Origin of the sequence: Bradyrhizobium symbiodeficiens, assembly GCF_002266465.3 — a bacterium.
GTDB lineage: Bacteria > Pseudomonadota > Alphaproteobacteria > Rhizobiales > Xanthobacteraceae > Bradyrhizobium > Bradyrhizobium symbiodeficiens.
On record NZ_CP029427.2, the window covers coordinates 6,464,708 to 6,481,417 of the forward strand.

General features: G+C 64.2%; 16 protein-coding genes and 1 pseudogene. 9 read left to right on the forward strand and 8 right to left on the reverse strand.

Annotated features, from left to right (window positions below):
* Positions 1-104 precede the first annotated feature (104 nt).
* Entirely contained in the window at positions 105-836 is a 732-nt protein-coding gene (locus tag CIT39_RS30415; protein WP_094976603.1) for a transglutaminase-like cysteine peptidase, read from the forward strand.
* A gap of 180 nt (positions 837-1,016) precedes the next feature.
* Positions 1,017-2,124 (forward strand): annotated as a pseudogene (locus CIT39_RS30420) (lysozyme inhibitor LprI family protein).
* Between the two features lie 168 nt (positions 2,125-2,292).
* Here the strand turns inward: CIT39_RS30420 and CIT39_RS30425 are convergent.
* The 6 genes from CIT39_RS30425 to CIT39_RS30450 form a co-directional block, all read right to left on the reverse strand.
* Positions 2,293-3,492 (reverse strand): ABC transporter substrate-binding protein, encoded by a 1,200-nt coding sequence (locus CIT39_RS30425; protein ID WP_094976602.1) that lies wholly within the window; start codon positions 3,490-3,492, stop codon positions 2,293-2,295.
* Positions 3,493-3,573: 81 nt separating this feature from the next.
* Positions 3,574-5,412, reverse strand: a complete 1,839-nt coding sequence (locus CIT39_RS30430) for an AMP-dependent synthetase/ligase (protein WP_094976601.1) — start codon at positions 5,410-5,412, stop codon at positions 3,574-3,576.
* 91 nt (positions 5,413-5,503) lie between these two features.
* Entirely contained in the window at positions 5,504-6,292 is a 789-nt protein-coding gene (locus CIT39_RS30435) for an ABC transporter ATP-binding protein (RefSeq protein WP_094976600.1), read from the reverse strand.
* A gap of 3 nt (positions 6,293-6,295) precedes the next feature.
* Positions 6,296-7,054, reverse strand: a complete 759-nt coding sequence (locus CIT39_RS30440) for an ABC transporter ATP-binding protein (protein ID WP_094976599.1) — start codon at positions 7,052-7,054, stop codon at positions 6,296-6,298.
* Positions 7,051-8,202 carry a branched-chain amino acid ABC transporter permease gene (locus CIT39_RS30445; RefSeq protein ID WP_094976598.1) on the reverse strand — a complete coding sequence of 384 codons (1,152 nt, stop codon included), beginning with the start codon at positions 8,200-8,202 and terminating at the stop codon, positions 7,051-7,053. Before CIT39_RS30445 ends, CIT39_RS30440 begins: the two co-directional genes overlap by 4 nt.
* Before the next feature lie 5 nt (positions 8,203-8,207).
* Positions 8,208-9,083: a branched-chain amino acid ABC transporter permease gene (locus CIT39_RS30450; RefSeq protein WP_094976597.1), complete on the reverse strand. Its 876-nt coding sequence runs from the start codon at positions 9,081-9,083 to the stop codon at positions 8,208-8,210.
* 273 nt (positions 9,084-9,356) lie between these two features.
* Here CIT39_RS30450 and CIT39_RS30455 point away from each other — a divergent pair, with 273 nt between their 5' ends.
* The 5 genes from CIT39_RS30455 (at position 9,357) to CIT39_RS30475 (ending at position 14,286) form a co-directional block, all read left to right on the forward strand.
* Positions 9,357-10,106 (forward strand): ABC transporter ATP-binding protein, encoded by a 750-nt coding sequence (locus CIT39_RS30455; RefSeq protein WP_162848708.1) that lies wholly within the window; start codon positions 9,357-9,359, stop codon positions 10,104-10,106.
* On the forward strand, positions 10,103-11,632 hold the full coding sequence (locus CIT39_RS30460) for a permease (protein WP_094976595.1): 1,530 nt from the start codon (positions 10,103-10,105) through the stop codon (positions 11,630-11,632). The genes CIT39_RS30455 and CIT39_RS30460 overlap by 4 nt, the downstream gene beginning before the upstream one ends.
* A gap of 91 nt (positions 11,633-11,723) precedes the next feature.
* Positions 11,724-12,536, forward strand: a complete 813-nt coding sequence (locus CIT39_RS30465) for an MBL fold metallo-hydrolase (RefSeq protein WP_094976594.1) — start codon at positions 11,724-11,726, stop codon at positions 12,534-12,536.
* A gap of 64 nt (positions 12,537-12,600) precedes the next feature.
* Positions 12,601-13,122, forward strand: coding sequence for a hypothetical protein (locus CIT39_RS30470; RefSeq protein WP_094976593.1), 522 nt, complete (start codon positions 12,601-12,603; stop codon positions 13,120-13,122).
* Positions 13,123-13,233: 111 nt separating this feature from the next.
* Positions 13,234-14,286 carry an amidohydrolase family protein gene (locus CIT39_RS30475; protein WP_094976592.1) on the forward strand — a complete coding sequence of 351 codons (1,053 nt, stop codon included), beginning with the start codon at positions 13,234-13,236 and terminating at the stop codon, positions 14,284-14,286.
* 82 nt (positions 14,287-14,368) lie between these two features.
* On the opposite strand, the gene CIT39_RS30480 is transcribed toward CIT39_RS30475, so the two are convergent.
* On the reverse strand, positions 14,369-14,824 hold the full coding sequence (locus CIT39_RS30480) for a cupin domain-containing protein (RefSeq protein ID WP_162308762.1): 456 nt from the start codon (positions 14,822-14,824) through the stop codon (positions 14,369-14,371).
* A gap of 237 nt (positions 14,825-15,061) precedes the next feature.
* On the opposite strand from CIT39_RS30480, the gene CIT39_RS30485 reads away from it, so the two are divergent.
* Both CIT39_RS30485 and CIT39_RS30490 read left to right on the forward strand, forming a co-directional pair.
* The gene (locus CIT39_RS30485) at positions 15,062-15,199 is read left to right on the forward strand and encodes a hypothetical protein (protein ID WP_244607475.1); all 138 of its coding nucleotides are present in this window, start codon (positions 15,062-15,064) and stop codon (positions 15,197-15,199) included.
* A gap of 39 nt (positions 15,200-15,238) precedes the next feature.
* The gene (locus CIT39_RS30490) at positions 15,239-15,388 is read left to right on the forward strand and encodes a hypothetical protein (RefSeq protein WP_244607476.1); all 150 of its coding nucleotides are present in this window, start codon (positions 15,239-15,241) and stop codon (positions 15,386-15,388) included.
* Positions 15,389-15,437: 49 nt separating this feature from the next.
* On the opposite strand, the gene CIT39_RS30495 is transcribed toward CIT39_RS30490, so the two are convergent.
* A complete protein-coding gene (locus CIT39_RS30495; protein WP_094976590.1) occupies positions 15,438-16,694 on the reverse strand; it encodes an aminopeptidase in 1,257 nt (418 codons plus the stop codon).
* Positions 16,695-16,710 lie beyond the last annotated feature (16 nt).

Consider the following 16,710-nt stretch of genomic DNA (forward strand, 5'->3'; position numbering starts at 1 on the left):
AAGCAGAACAAAACGGCCCGCCTCGCACTATCTCCGCGAAAGCAACAAAGCCCGGCACGTTCAGGTCGAGGGGGACTTGGGCCGAAGCCGGAAGGGGATGTCAGATGGAGACGGCTGCTCGCTCGCGCGCTTGGCGCGCAATCCTTGTCCTGTGCGGATTGATCCTTTTCGGATCGGCCGCCGAACTTCGCGCCGGCACGCTGCTGTCGCCGGGCGCAGGCGTTCTCGTGCGCAAATCCGCCGAGCCGTTTGGCGTGTTCGCCTTCGCCATCTCCGCCGGCAGCCTGCAACAGAAATGGCTCGCGCTGAAGGACAAGCTTGACGGCGACATGGTGCAGCTCGCGCTATGCGACGGTGACCGGGACAATTGCGCCTCGCCTGCGGCCCTGAAGCTGCTCGCCATCGTCGACCAGGCCCGCGCCCGCGACGGCCGCGCCCGGCTCGGCGAGACCAACCGCGCCATCAACCTTGCGATCCGGCCCGCCGATGACGGCATCGACGACGTCTGGAGCTCGCCGCTTGCGACCTTCGCGCGCGGCACTGGGGATTGCGAGGATTATGCCATCGCCAAGCTGGCCGCGCTGCGGCTGGCGGGCGTGGCCACCTCGGACCTCCGCATCCTCGTGGTGCGCGACGTCAGGGCCGGCGAGGAGCACGCGGTTGTCGCCGCGCGTCTCGACGGCCACTGGCTGATGCTCGACAACCGCCGCATGGCGATGGTCGAGGACGACGCTGCGCGGAGCTACCAGCCGCTGTTCGCGCTCCAGCAGTCGACCGTGCTGAAATATGTCGACGAACCGGTGCAGGTCTCCATGATGGCCGCCGCGGCCCGTTAATCCATCTCGTAGCCCGGACGGAGCGCAGCGAAATCCGGGATTCTCACCGCTAGCACCGGTCGCGGATTGCGCTTCGCTCCATCCGGACTGCGGACCTCACACCGCTCACTCAGCAAAAACCCATTCCACCACGCGATCCGGGCGGGTAGCATGGCGAGGGCTTTTGCGGGGGCGAGGGGAATGCGGTTCATCGTGCTGACTGTGATTGCGCTGCTGGCGCTCGCCGCACCCACGTTCGCGCAGTCCGACCGCTCCATCGCCGACAGGCTGCCGCTGTTTGCCAAGAACAACTGCCAGCAGATTCGCGACCCCGGCAATCAATTGTTCTGCGGCGATGCCGCGCTTGCCGCCGCCGCCGAGAAGCTAAACACGGCGATCGAGGCGCGGCTCGCCCGCCTGCCCGATCGCCTGCCCGCGATCGAGGAGAATGCGATCTGGATCCGCCAGCGCAATCTCGGCTGCGGCATCGTCGGCCAGACCGCGATCCGCCCCGACGATTTCGAGCGGGTGAAGGCATGCCTGCTTGACCGAGGAGCGCGCCGCGATCCTGCGCGATCCTGATTTCGACTGCCTCGCAGCCAACACCGCAGCGGGCGCGCTGATCTGTGCGGACCCCTCGCTGGCGCTTGCCGAAACCGAGCTCAATGGCCAGGTGCTCGGCCTGATCGGCAAGCTCGACCCGATCGCGGCGCGCTTTGCCTTCGCCGAATATGGTCGGTGGACCCGGGAGCGCGATCGCAAATGCAATCTGGTCGGCAAGGAGAACGTGCCGCTGCAGGAGCTGGAAACCGCGGAGGAATGTCTTGCCGAGCATTTGAAGCGCAGGACCGACGAAATTCGCGCGGCGAAGGGAGATCCCAAAAAGGTCTTCGGCCGGCAAGTCGCGGCCCGCTCGCCCGATACCGACGCGGTCGATTTCTGCGCGGCGCGGATCCATGCGGCCAATTCGTGCGGCAACTTCCTCCGCATCAACCGCGTCTACGCCCTCGACAGCCAGGTGACCGAGCACGAAGCGCAGGTCACGGGCGAGATCGAGATGGTGGTGCTGGCGCCCTTCACCATGTGCAGCAAGGTCGCTTCCAGCTGCACCGGCACTTGCTGGGACGCCAGGACGGGGCGTCCGCAGCCAGGCGCCGCCAACAGGGAGCGCTCGGCAGAAGCCTTCAACGTGACGCGCCGCCTGCGCATCCAGCGAACCTTTGCGTTCGTCAAAGCCGCCGACGGCTGGCGCTGCCGGGAGGACGAGATGGCGCCGGTGAATTCTGGGACGGCGAGCGGGGGGTCTTGAACTCCTGCTTTCCTTCTCCCCTTGTGGGAAGGTGGCGCGGAGCGCCGGACGAGGGGTACTCTCCCCTCGCAAGATCGTTCGTTGGGAGCCCCCCACCCGGCTCGCCGCTTCGCGGCGATCCACCCTCTCCCGCAAGGGGCGAGGGTGCACCGTCATCGCGGCGAGAGATCAGAACATCAGATTGTCCTTCACCAGCACCCAGCGGCCGCCCTTGACCTGCTGCACCTGGGTGATGGTGTTGGCGAGGTGGTCGGTCTTGGAGAACTTGGTCGGCGGCGAGTTGAAGATGTCGAGGAATTTTTCGCCCGACTCCAGCGAGTCCAGCATCTTCTGACCCGTGAGGTCCTTGCCCGCCTTCTGCGCGTAGAAGGCGAAGGTCATCATTGCATTATAGCCGATGATCGCCTGGGTGTTGGCGTCGGTACCGAACATCTTCTTGTAGTTGACGAGCCAGTCCTTGACCTTGCCCTTCGCGGTGTCCTCATAGGGAATCTCGAAGCCGCTTGCGGCGTAGAGACCTTCGACGGCCTCCTTGCCGAGCATCGGCACTTCCATCACGTTGGTAGGCGTCGCGCCGAGGAAGGTGACGTCCCAGCCGAGCTTCTTGGCCTCGGTCATGGCCCCGATGGGTTCACGCAGCACTGCGCCGAGCACGACGAGGTCGCAGCCGTCGGACTTCATCTTGGCGACCTGGGCGCTGAAGTCGGAGGCGCCGCGCTTGTAGCTCGTGATCGAGGCCGGCTGCACCTTCATCGCGGTGAGCTGCTGGTTGAAGCCGTCGAGCACGTTCTTTCCGTACTCGTCGTCCTGGTGCATGATGCAGGGCTTCTTGAAGTTCTTCCACTCCATCATGTATTTCAGCGCCGCGCGCGTGCTCTCGACATAGGGCAGCAGATTGTTGAACTTGAGCCGCTCCTGCGGCTTGGCCGGATCGAACTTGAAGGTGAACTCGGCCGCCGTGAGCGGAAACAGCTGAAGCACGCCGGCGTCGAGCAGGATGTCCTGCGCGGCGAGCACGGTAGGCGACCCCATCGGCCCTACCATCGCGAAGATCTTGTCGCGCTCGATCAGCTTCTGCGACGCCAGCACGGCCTTTTTCGGATCGTAGCCGCTGTCTTCGACGACCAGCCGGATCTTGCGGCCGTTGACGCCGCCCGCCGCGTTGATCTCTTCCACCGCCATCTTCATGCCGTTGGAAACAGGGACGCCCCAGCCCTTGATCGGGCCCGAGAGGTCCTGATGGGTCCCGACGACGATCTCGCTTGCCGAGATGCCTTCGTTGGTGACCTTGGTTTGCGCCGCGGCCGGCAGACAGGTGAGCACCACGGCACCCACAGCAAGGCCGAATGCGCTGAACGATTTCGACATTGACGTCTCCTCTCCTAAAGGCCCGTGTAGGACGAAGGGCGAGGGCCGTCGCTCCTTCGCTTGACCGAGTAGTCCTGCGCGTCACGCCACCGCGCGCTGGCGATACATCGCCTCGATCTCGGCGGCGTAACGCTTGTTCACGAAGCCGCGTTTCAGCTTCATGGTCGGCGTCAGCTCCTCGTCCTCCGGCGTGAGCTGGCGTTCGATCAGGTAGAATTTCTTGATGGTCTCGACGCGGGCGAAATTGCCGTTGACCTGCTCGATCTCGCGGCCGATCAGGCCCTGAATCTCCGTCGCCCGGCACAGGCTCGCGTAATTGGTGAAGGGAATGTCGTGGTCCTGGGCGAACTTCTCGACATTCTCCTGGTCGATCATCACGAGGCAAGTGAGGTACGGCCGCTTGTCGCCGATGACGACGGCATCGGAAATGTAAGGCGAGAATTTGAGCTGGTTCTCGATCTCGGACGGCGTCACGTTCTTGCCGCCGGAGGTGATGATGATATCCTTCATCCGGTCGGTGATCCGGACGAAGCCCTCGTTGTCGATGGTGCCGACATCGCCGGTGCGCAGCCAGCCGCGAGGATCGATCGCTTCGGCCGTCTTCTCCGGCTGGTTCAGATAGCCCATGAACAGGAAGTCACCCTTGATCAGGATCTCGCCATCGGGCGATAGCGCGACTTCGCCCCAGGGCACCGCGGTACCGACCGAGCCGAGCTTGACCCTCTCCGTCGGCATCATGGTGGCGACGCCGCAATTCTCGGTCTGGCCGTAGACCTCGTGGATGTCGATGCCGAGCGCGAGATACCAGCGGATCAGCTCCGGTGCGATCGGGGCGGCGCCGGTGAAGGCGGTACGGCAGCGATCGAGCCCGATCATGCGGCGGATGTTGCGGAATGCGAGCCGATAGGCGATCCGGCTTGCGAGGCGCAACGACAGCGGCGGCTGCTTGCCCTCAATCCGGTAATCGACCATGCGGTAGCCGATGGCGATGGCGCGGCGATAGACCCATTGCTGCAGCGGGGTCGCATCCTTCAGCGCGATGGTGATGGCGGAGTAGAATTTTTCCCAGATGCGGGGGACCGCGAGGAAGATAGTCGGCTGTACCTCGCGCAGATTGTCCGGCACGGTCTCCGGGCTCTCGGCGAAGTTCATCACCGAGCCGAGCGCGACCGAGATGTAATAGCCGCCGATGCGCTCCGCGACGTGGCAGAGCGGCAGGAAGATCAGTCGGTCCTCGTCCTCCCGCGCGGGGATGAAGTCGTTGGCGTGCCGCATCTGGTGCGTCACGCTGCGGTTGGCGTGCATCGCGCCCTTGGGCGGGCCGGTCGTGCCTGAGGTATAGACCAGGATGGCAAGATCGCCGGCGCTGCGGCTGTCGATCATCTCCTGCCACAGCGCCTCACGGCCGACCATGTGATTGCGGCCGAGCGCGCGAAACTCGTCGAGCGACATCACCATGTCGTCGGAAAAGCCGCTGAGGCCCTCCATGTCGAACACGATGATCCTCTGCAGGCTCGCGCAGCGCGCGCGGCAGGCGAGGATCTTGTCGAGCTGCTCCTCGTCCTCGGCGAAGATCACTTTTGTGCGGGAATCGTTGACGAGATATTCGACCTGGGACGACGCGTCGGTCGGATAGATTCCAGAGGACACGCCGCCCGCGCACAGGATGCCCATGTCGGCATGGACCCATTCCGGCACGGCGTTGGCGATGATGGAGGCGACGTCGCCGGGCATGAAGCCGATCGCGCGAAGCGCGTAGGCGATCTCCTTCGAGATCTCCAACCACTCGCCCCAGCTGGTCGGCTGCCAGATGCCGAATTTCTTCTCGCGGATGGCCGGCCGGTCGCCCCGCGTCTCCGCAGCGCGCAAGAAGCTCTTCGCGATCGTATCAGCGACCGTCAGCACCGCCGGTCGGGCCATGCGCCTCTCCTCCCTGTCGCCTGCCTCCGCTGCCTGCCTTGCCGGCGGTCTCTGTTGCGGATGACAGGCTCATCTTACTGCCAGCTTGTCCTCACCGCCACGTCTTCTTCTTTTTCCAGCGCCGCTCGCCTCGGGCGCCCGCTTCCTTGGCGCCAAGGTAGAACTCCTGGATGTCCTGGGAATGCATCAAGCGGTCGCAGCTGTCGTTCATCACGATGCGGCCGATCTCCAGCACGTAGCCGTAATGCGCCGTCTCCAGCGCCACTTTGGCGTTCTGCTCGACCAGCAGGATCGACATGCCCTGCTCCTCGTTGACGCGGCGGATGATGGTGAAGATCTCCTTCACCAGCAGCGGCGACAGGCCGAGCGAGGGCTCGTCGAGCAGCAGCAGCGTTGGGCGGTTCATCAAGGCGCGTCCGATCGCCAGCATCTGCTGCTCGCCGCCGGAGAGCTGGCCGGCCGGCTGGTTGATGCGCTCCTTCAGCCGCGGGAAATAGCCGTAGACGCGCTCGATATCCTCCGCCACGCCGTCACGGTCCTTGCGCGGATAGGCGCCCATCATCAGGTTCTCGCGCACCGACAGGAACGGAAACACCTCGCGCCCCTCCGGCACATGGCTGAGACCGAGCCGCACGATCCGGTCCGCCTCCATGCGCTGGATCGGCTTGCCCAAAAATTCGATCGAGCCCTTCTGCGGGTCGAGAATGCCGGAGATGGTCTTCAGCACGGTGGTCTTGCCGGCGCCATTGGCACCCAGCAGCGTGACGATGCGGCCGCGCGGCACTTCCAGCGAGATGCCGCGGATGGCCATGATCGGCCCGTAATAGCTCTCGATGTTGGAGAGTTTCAGGATGATCTCGGGCTTGACGGCGGCGTCCATGCGTCAGGCTCCCAGATACGCGGCAACGACGTCGGGGTGCTGCTGCACCTCGGCGGGCGAGCCCATCGCCAGCACGCGGCCATAGTTGAGCGCGATGACGCGATCGGAGACGCGGTTGACCAGCGACATGTCGTGCTCGACCATCAGAACGGTGACGCCGAGCTCGCTCTTCATGTCGCGTATCCAGAACGACATGTCGTCGGTCTCCTCGACATTGAGGCCGGAGGACGGCTCGTCGAGCAGGATCAGCTTCGGCTCCGAGCACAGCGCGCGCGCCAACTCGATCACCTTGCGTACGCCGTAGGGCAGGCCGGAGATCAGCTTGTCGCGATAGGGCTCGAGGTCGAGGAATTCGATGACCTGCTCGACTCTGCGGCGGTGCACTTTCTCGTTGGCCCGTACGCTCGGCAGGAACAGCAGCTCCTGCCAGAGCTGCGTGGTCGAGTGGCGATGCCGACCGACCAGGAGGTTGGAGAGCACGGTCGCATTCTCGAACAACTCGATGTTCTGGAAGGTGCGGGCGATGCCGAGCCTGGCGATGTCGTAGGGCGGCTCTTCCGTGATGTCCTGGTCCTCGAAGAAGATACGGCCCGAGGTCGGCCGGTAGATGCGCGAGATCAGGTTGAAGATCGAGCTCTTGCCCGCGCCGTTGGGGCCGATGATCGAGAGAATCTCGCCCCTCTCGACCGCGAACGAGACCGCATCGACCGCCTTGAGGCCGCCGAAGTGCAGCGACAAATTCTCGGCGCGGAAATAGCTCATCGGTTCCGCTCCGACTTCACGTAGATCTTCTGCCGCTTGAAAGTCGCGCGCTTGTAGAGCGGGAACAGCTGGAAGAACAGCTTGATCTTGAGCCAGCGGCCGTAGAGCCCGAGCGGCTCGAACAGCACGAACAGTACGATGATGATGCCGTAGATCGCGCCTTTCAGGCCGTTGAGCGAGGCAAAGGCGGCGACGGTCGATTTGATGTTTCCCGCGGCGGCCGGGCCGGCGCCGAACGTCGCCGCGACCCCGGCGATCATGCCAGGCATGTCGTCCTTGAGGTACGTCAGGAACGGATCGATCATCACGATGAAGATCGCCCCCAGCACCGCGCCGTGCAGACTGAAAGTGCCGCCGATCAGGATCACGATGATGAACTCGATCGAGAGTTGCAGCGTGAACATCTCGGGCGAGATGAAAGAGAGCTTATGGGCGAACAGCACGCCGGCAAAGCCGGTAATCGCCGCCGAGATCGCGAACGACTTCACCTTGTAGAGCGAGACATTGATGCCCATGCTGCGCGCCGCCGTCTCACTGTCGCGGATCGCAACGAAGGCACGCCCCGTGGGCGAGCGCAGCAGATTGAGTGTGCCGACGATGGTCAGCACCAGCACGGCGAGGCAGAGAAAATAGAAGGTGGGGCTGTCGCGCGGCACCGTGACCCCGAGCAGCGACAGCGTCTTGACCCGCATGCCCTCGTTGCCGTTGGTCACGCTTTCCCAGCGCGCCAGGATCTCCTCGACGATCAAGGCGAAGGAGATGGTGGCGATGACGAGGTAGATGCCGGTCAGGCGCAGCGCGGGAAAGCCGACCATCGCGCCGATGATGCCGGTCAAACCTCCTGCGGCGAGGAAATAGACCGGGAACGGCACGTTATACTTTTGCAAATAGGCCGCCGTGTAGGCCCCGATGGCGAGGAAGGCGGCGTGGCCGAGCGAGGCCTGGCCGGTAAAGCCGGTCAGGATCAGCAGCGCGACCCCGACGGTCGCATAAATGCAGACGAAGACCAGTTGGCTCATCAGATAGCTGGAGAGCACAAATGGCGCGATCAGCAGCAGGGCGAGCAGAATGCCGTAGGAGACGTAATAGCCCGAATGCGGGAACAGCTTGATGTCATCCTCATAGTCGGTCTTGAACAGGAAGCGCATGGCGTTCAGACCTTCTTGCGGACGTGGTGGCCGAACAGGCCTTCGGGCTTCAAGAGCAGCACGGCGAGCAGCACGAGGTATGGCGCGACATCCTTCCAGCCTTCGGGCAGGTAGAAGCCGGCCATGCTCTCGATCACGCCGATCAGGACGCCGCCGACCACGGCGCCCGGGATCGAGCCGAACCCCCCGAGCACGGCCGCGGGAAACGCCTTCAGGCCGAGCACGAGGCCGACATTGGAATGGATGAAGGTGATTGGCGCCAGCAGCACACCAGCGCAGGTGGCGACCGCCGCGCTGATCGCCCAGACGATCGACACCACGCGCTTGACCGGAATGCCCATGTAGTAGGCCGCCAGCATGTTCTCGGAACTCGCACGCATCGCAGTACCGAGCGTGGTCTTGTTGAAGAACAGATAGAGCAGCGTGCACAGGATCATCGTCGCCGCGATCACCGACAGCTTGTCGTAGGCGAGCACCAGCGAGCCGATGCGCAGCACGCCGTGGCTGAACGGCGTCTCGATCTTCAGATCGTCGGTGCCCCAGATCATGCCGGCGATCGAGCGCAGGAAGTAGCCGAGGCCGATGGTGGCCATGATGATCGAGAATTGCGGATAGCCGAGGATCGGCCGCACCACCACGCGCTCCGCCAGCATGCCGAACAGCGCCATTGCGGCCACCGCACCGGCAAAGCCGATCCAGTAGTTCAGGCCCATCATGCCGATGAAGGTAAAGGCGAAGAAGCCGCCGAGCATCATCAGGTCGCCCTGGGCGAAATTGACGACCTCGGTGGCCTTGTAGACGAGCACGAAGCCGAGCGCGATCAGGCCGTAGACGCAGCCGAGCGCAACACCGCTGACCAGCTGCTGAACGAAATCCAGCATTGACGCGCGTCCTCCCGATACAACCGGCGGTTCTTTTGACCGCCTTGCCGCATCTTGTGTCCAGTCGCTACGCAGTCGTTTCGCCGCGTTAGCGCCATTTGTCCGGAACCAATTCAGCCTGAACCGTTCAGCGCTGTCAACAAACGGTGACTTGCACGGCGACTTGCCATTAGTCCAATCCGGATGACGGAATTTGCGGCAGCGCGATTCATGGTGCCGAAACATCTTCAGGTCATGGTCGCGAGCGATGCAAAACCGGATGGTGTGGCCGTCATGAAGCCGGACAGCTCGGCGCTGGAAGTTAAGGGGTTAACGAAGCGTTTTGACCGTCTGGCGGTCGATAGCCTCGATCTCACCATCCACGCCGGCGAATTCTATGCGCTGGTGGGCCCCAACGGCGCCGGCAAGACCACCACTTTGCGCATGGTTGCGGGCCTCTTGCGCCCCGATGCCGGCGCGGTCTCGATCTTCGGCATCGATGCGCTCGAAAACCCCGTCGCCGCCAAGCAGGTGATGGCGTGGGTCTCCGACGAACCGATGATCTACGACAAGCTGACGCCGCTCGAATATCTCGAATTCGTCGCCGGCCTCTGGGGCATCGCCCCGTCGGTCTCGGAGCCGGTCGCGCAGGACCTGCTCTCTTCGCTCGGTCTGGAGCCGCATCGGCACGAGCGTTGCGAAGGCTTTTCCAAGGGCATGCGCCAGAAGGTCGCGCTCGCCGGCGCGCTGGTGCACGACCCCCGCCTCATCATCCTCGACGAGCCGCTGACCGGGCTCGATGCCGTCTCCGCCCGCCACGTCAAGGGACTTCTCAGCGCGCGTGTCCACGCCGGCTGCACCGTCATCATGACCACCCATATTCTCGAGGTCGCCGAGCGCATGGCCGACCGCATCGGAGTGATCGCCTCGGGCCGCCTCGTCGCCGAGGGCACGCTGACCGAGCTGCGCCAGCAGAACGGCCATGCCGACACCAGCCTGGAGGATCTCTTCATCGCGCTGGTGACGCTTTCGGAAGCCGCATGAGCTCGGCAACCGCGCTGTCCTGGTTCGCACGCCACGAGCTCCGGCTCGCCTGGCGCGAATGGTTCGCCATGATGACCGGAGGACGGCGCAAGCGGACGCGCGCCGCAATCATCGGCATGGTCTGCTTTGCCGCGCTGTTGCACCTGCCGGCCTGGGCGGTGATCGGCCGTTTCGCCGATCTGCAGCTGCCGCTCGACAAATCCTCGCTGATCGTGATCTCGGCGACGATCTTCCTCGCCTGGACCTTGATGCTGTCGCAGGCGATCGAATCGGTGACGCGGGTATTCTATGCCCGCGCCGATCTCGACCTGATCATGTCCTCGCCGGCGACGCTCGCCAATCTGTTCTCGGTCCGCATCGCCGCGATCGCGCTGACCGTCACCCTGATCGCGCTGCTGTTCTCGACGCCCTTCATCGACGTGCTGGTGATCGGCGGCGGCGCACGCTGGCTCAGCGCATTCGGAGTGGTCGTCGTCATGGGCCTGTCGGCCGCGGCGGTCGCGATTGCCGTCACCATCCTGCTGTTTCGGCTGATAGGCCCGGCGCGGACACGCCTGATCGCCCAGATCCTCGCCGCGATCATCGGCGCCGGCTTCGTGATCGCGCTCCAGGTCGCCGCGATCATGTCCTACGGCACGCTGTCGCGCTTCACCATCCTGACGTCGGGCAGCGTGGCCGCGCATGCCCCCGACGTCGACAGCATCTGGTGGTGGCCGGCGCGGGCGGCGATGGGCGACAGCGAAGCGCTGCTGCTGCTCATGGCGCTCGCCCTGGTGCTGCTCGGAAGCGTCATGGCGATCTTCTCGCACCGCTTTGCCGACACGGCGATCGATGCCGCGGCCTACGGCACCTCCGGCAGCAAGCGCGCGAAGGAGCGCCCGTTCCGCGGCGGATCGCGGCAGCAGGCGCTGCGGCGCAAGGAATTCTTGCTGCTCTGGCGCGATCCCTGGCTGATCTCGCAGACCCTGATGCAGCTGCTCTATCTGGTGCCGCCGGCCTTACTGCTCTGGCGCAATTTTGCCGACAGCTCCGCGGCGCTGACCCTGATTACGCCGGTCGTGGTGATGGCGGCCGGACAGCTCGCCGGCGGGCTGGCCTGGCTGACGATCTCGGGCGAGGACGCCCCCGACCTGGTCGCGACTGCGCCACTGACGCCATCCAGCGTCATCCGCGCCAAGATCGAGGTGGTGCTGATAGCGATCGCTCTCATCTTCTGCCCGCTGATCGCCGCGCTCGCTTTCGCCGCACCGATCCAGGCTGCGATCAGTGCCGCCGCGATTATCATCAGCGCGGCCTCCGCGACCGCGATCCAGCTCTGGTTCCGGGTGCAAGCCCGGCGCAGCCAATTCCGCCGCCGCCAGACCTCGTCGCGGCTGGCCACGTTCGCCGAAGCTTTCTCCTCGATCGGCTGGGCCGCCAGCGCCGCGCTGCTACTTGCTTTGCCGATCGCCGGCCTTATCAGCGGTCTGATCACCGCGAGCCTCGTCGGGATCACCTGGAAGTTCAGCCCGAAACACGAGCAATAGGTGCGACACGGACGCACTGGCGATCCCACCCCATTGGCGCAGCGCCGCATTGCACGCTAGACTTCGTTGTGAAGTCATCGGGGACGGATCCATGCGGCGACTGGTTTCGGCGGCTCTGGCGCTGTTCGGCGCATTCCTGACACCTGCCCTCGCCCAGCAGCCACAGCGCAGCGAGTGCCTGGCGATGGCCAACGCGGCCCCGCGGGCCACGCCGGTTGCGTTTCGGCCGGCAGCCGGCACGGCTGAGGTCGAGATCACCTATGCCGGCCACTCCACCTATTTCATCGACACGCCTGGCGGCTTGCGCATCGCGACCGACTACAGTGGCGCCTACCAGGTGGGACGGCTGCCCGACGTCGTGACCATGAACCGCGCCCACAGCACGCATTACTCCCTGTTCCCCGACAAGCGCATTCCTCGCGTGCTGCATGGCTGGAGTGAGGACGGCAAGCCGGCGATCGTGTCGGAGCGCATCAGTGACACTTTCATCCGCAATGTCACCACCGACATCCGCCGCTATTTCGGCGACGACGCCGGCACCGACATGATCCGCGACGGCAATTCGATCTTCATCTTCGAGGTCGCCGGCCTCTGCATCGGCCATCTCGGCCACCTCCATCACAAGCTTGACGACAGCCATTTCGCCCAGATCGGACGGCTCGATATCGTGATGGTGCCGATCGACGGCACCTACACCATGTCGCTGGACGGTGTTTCCGACATCACCAAGCGGTTGCGCGCCTCGGTGGTGCTGCCCATGCACCGCTTTGCCACCCCGCTCGACGATTTCATGCACCGCATCGGCCAGCAGTTCGAGATCGACCGGCGCTCCGGGCGGTCATTCCGGATGTCACGGGATGCGCTGCCGCCGAAGCCGACGGTGATCATTCTCGACGGGGTCTGAGGCGCAATTTTCTCCAAGCTGGCCGTCGGCCGGTCGTGCTGATCTCCCGCGAGAGGAGATCAACATGACCTATTTTGCGAGATTGTTGCACGCGGACGGACCAAATCCCGAGCACGCCGCGGCGCTCCGGCTTTACGGCCGCTTCGTCGGTGACTGGGACGCCGAGATCACCGCTCACGGCCCGGATGCGACGAAACATACCGCCCCCGGCGAAATCCATTTTGGCTGGGTGCTGGAGGGCCGTGCCGTCCAGGACGTCTGGATCATCCCCCGCCGGGCAAGCAGCCCGGCCTTTCCGATCGCCGGCAACTGGTACGGCACGACGCTGCGCGTCTACGATCCGACCATCGATGCGTGGCGAATTTCCTGGTTCGATCCCGGCCGGAGCGTGTTCCGCCAGCAGATCGGTCGTCCGCGGGGCGATGACATCGTGCAGGAAGGCACGACCGAAGCCGGCGAACTGACGCGCTGGAGCTTTACGGACATCACCGGCGATTCCTTCCATTGGCTTGGCGAGGTCAAGCCTGTCACGGCAGTGGGCTGGCGGTTGGTGGTGGATGTGAGGGCAAGGCGGCGCAAGGGCTGACGACAGCCGCTGTGCTCGCGGCGACAGGTGCGGTTGCATGGCGCGCGCTGCCGCGTGGCGAGATAAGATGCTAGGCTCCCATCACAAAAGACATAGAGGGAGCGAGCGCAGATGGCAGCAAGCGGTGTGCCCGCCAACACGAGCGGGCTGTTCGTCGAGCCGCGCGAGGACTGGCTTGCGCTGCATCAGGAGGAGATCATCGATCCGTTGCGGCCGATCGTCGATCCCCATCACCATCTCTGGAATCGCGGGCACCGCTACCTGATCGAGGAAATGGCGGCCGACATCGCTTCCGGCCACAACATCGTTGCCACCGTCTATGTCGATTGCCGTTCGATGTACCGCGCACATGGGCCCGAAGCTTTCCGGCCGGTCGGCGAAGTCGAGTTCGCCAACGGCGTCGCCGCCATGAGCGCAAGCGGTGCTTACGGCAAGGCGGCGATCTGCGCCGGCATCGTCAGCCACGCCAATCTGCTGCTGGGCGACGCCGCAAAGGGGGTGCTGGAAGCCGAGATCGCTGCGGGCAACGGCCGCTTTCGCGGTATCCGGCATTCCTCGGCCTGGGACGAAGACCCTGTTGTCGCCGGCATGTATGCGAACAGGCCGAAGGGGCTGTTGCAGGACCAGACCTTTCGCAAGGGATTTGCCTGCCTCGCACCACTGAAGCTCAGCTTCGATGCCTGGTTATTCCATCCGCAGATCGGTGAACTCACCGAGCTTGCGCGCGCCTTCCCTGACACCCGGATCGTGCTCGACCATTGCGGCGGTCCGGCTGGAATAGGTCGCTTCGCAGGACGGCGCGAGGAGGTGTTTCCGCAATGGCGCGCCTCGATCCGCGAGATCGCCAAATGCGAGAACGTCGTGGTGAAGCTCGGCGGCCTCGCGATGTGCCTGCTCGGCTACGATTTCCATCTGCGCGAGAGGCCGCCGTCCTCCGACGAGCTTGCCGCGGCCTGGCGGCCCTATATCGAGACCTGCATCGAGGCTTTCGGGGCGAAGCGCGCGATGTTCGAGAGTAATTTCCCGCCGGACAAGGGCCAATGCAGCTACCAGGTGATCTTCAACGCTTTCAAGCGCATCGCGTCGTCCCTGAGCGAGGCCGAGAAGATGGCGCTGTTCTCGCGGACAGCGATCGATGTCTACCGGCTCGAATTGCCGTCATAACGAAAGGAGAGGCCGGGATGTTGATCCCGACCCCTCTTCGTCGTGGCCGCTGGGAAGCGTCCTTGAAACGTTATTGGGTGCTCTAGCCGGCACCCAACAGGGAGGCCGGACGGCGCTCGCCGGTAAAGGCGAAGATCTTCTTCAGCTTGTTGACGACGCGGATCAGGAAGCCGATCATCACCGGATTGGTCTTGCGGCAGAAGGCGATCTTCTTGACGTGGCCTTCGACATGCCATTTGGCATGCGCACCGTCGCGGAAGAAGATCACGTCGCCGGGGCCGTAGCGCTTTGGCGGCATGCCGTCGCTTTCGAGCACGATCGATCCTTCCATGATCATGATCGTCTCGTCGATATCGTAGTACCAGTTGAAGCGGCCTTCGGTGCACTGCCAGATGATGGTCGAGGCGGTGCCGTCGGCACTGGTTGACAGGATGTGCGAGCGCGACACGGGGTTGCCCTCGATGATCCAGGACGGCTCGATCGGCCGCAGCTCGAGCTCGACATTGCAACTACCGATTTCAATTAATGAACGCGACATCTTCTGCCCCAGGGGATATAATAAAATATTGCCGGGGCTCGGCCCGGATCGTTTCGAATGATGTCGGGAACGCTAGTCACCGGTTTTTAATTCTTTCTTACGCAGGCCTCGAAAATCAGCCGGAAGCTGCAGGTGCGAAACGGTTGACGTCGCGATTCTCCTGCAAATTCGAGCACATGAACCGATCTTTTCCGGGGTGCGACAAAGTGCGCGGGAGCCCAAAACGGAGCCACGCCGATGCCTCTCTCGCCCGAGGTCGTGACAGCCAATCGTGAGGCCCTCGCCTGGCTGGTCAGCCTCAATGTCTCCTTCGCGCCGGACGAGGAGCCTTGGTTCACCATCGACGGCATCGAGGCCCCGGCAGATCGGCAGTGACGGCTCCGGGGCGCGTTCGTACTGCTGCCGCCGCAGAACGTGCTCTACGTCTCATCGGACGGCCAGACGGGAATTATCGCCGATACGTTCGAGGCGTTCGTCCAGCTTGTCGTCGCCCGCCCCTATTGGGTCGACATCCTCAGATTTTCCGGCGGCGACCTCGCGGAGATGCGGAGTGCGGCGGAATAGAGCGACTATTGCGAGGACGTTCACCTCTCCCCAACGGGGAGAGGTGAAGCTACTTCGCCCACTCGCCCTTGCGGAATACCGGCACCTTGCTGCCATCGGGCAAGATGCCGTCGATATCGGTCTCGGCCGTGCCGATCATCCAGTCGATATGGATCAGGCTCTGGTTGCCGCCTTGCGCGGCGATCTGCTGCGGGGTGAGTTGCGCGCCGTTGACGAAGCACTTCGAATAGCACTGGCCGAGCGCGATGTGGGACGCTGCGTTCTCGTCGAACAGCGTGTTGTAGAACAACAGCCCGCTCTGCGAGATCGGCGAGGAATGCGGCACCAGCGCCACTTCGCCGAGGCGCCGGGCGCCCTCGTCGGTGTCGAGCACCTTGTTCAGCACCTCTGCGCCGCGCGAAGCCTTTGCGTCGACGATCTTGCCGTCTTCGAAGCGCACCGCGATGTTGTCGATCAGCGTGCCCTGATAGGACAGCGGCTTCGAGCTCACGACATGGCCGTAGACGCGGCGGCAATGCGGCGTGGTGAAGACCTCTTCGGTCGGAATGTTGGCGTTGCAGCTGATGCCGTTCTTGGCGGACGAGGCGCCGCCCTCCCATTCGTGGCCGTCGGCAAGACCGATGGTGAGATCGGTGCCCGGCCCCGAATATTGCAGCGCGCGAAAGCGCTGGCCGTTGAGCCAGTTGGTGCGCTCGCGCAGCACCGCATTGTGGCTCGCCCAATTGCCCATCGCATCCTCGCGATCGACGCGAGACGCTGCGAAGATCGCATCCGCGAGCTTGCCGACCGCGACGTCCTCGGGATCATCAGGGAACACCTGCTTCGCCCAGGACAGGCTCGGATAGGCGATGATGTTCCAGTTGGTGTCGAAATTGACGATCTTTTCCAGGGCTGGCTGGTAGGCCATCGAATTCGCCTTGCTGGCGCGCGCGACCTTGGAAGGATCTTCGCCCGACAGCAGCATCGGATTGTCGCCGACGATGGCCAGCCGCGCGGTGTTGTCCGAGAACGCCTTGGCCATGCCCTCGTAGAGCCAGTTGGCGGCGCGATCGAAGCTGTTGTCGTGGCCGTGGCGATAGCGCGCCAGCGTCATCTCCTCGTCCGACAGGATCGGCGTCACGATGCCGGCGCCGGCCTTGTAGGCATGCACGGCGATCCGCCGCACCAGCGGCAGCGCGATGGCGGGGGCCGTCAGAAGAAGATCCTGTCCGGGCCGCAAGCCCAGGCCCACCTTCACCGCCACCTCGGCCAGCCGGTCGAGCTTCACGGGATCGATGGGAGCGGTGGAATTGCGCTGATCAGTCATGCGGGGCCCTCTGCCG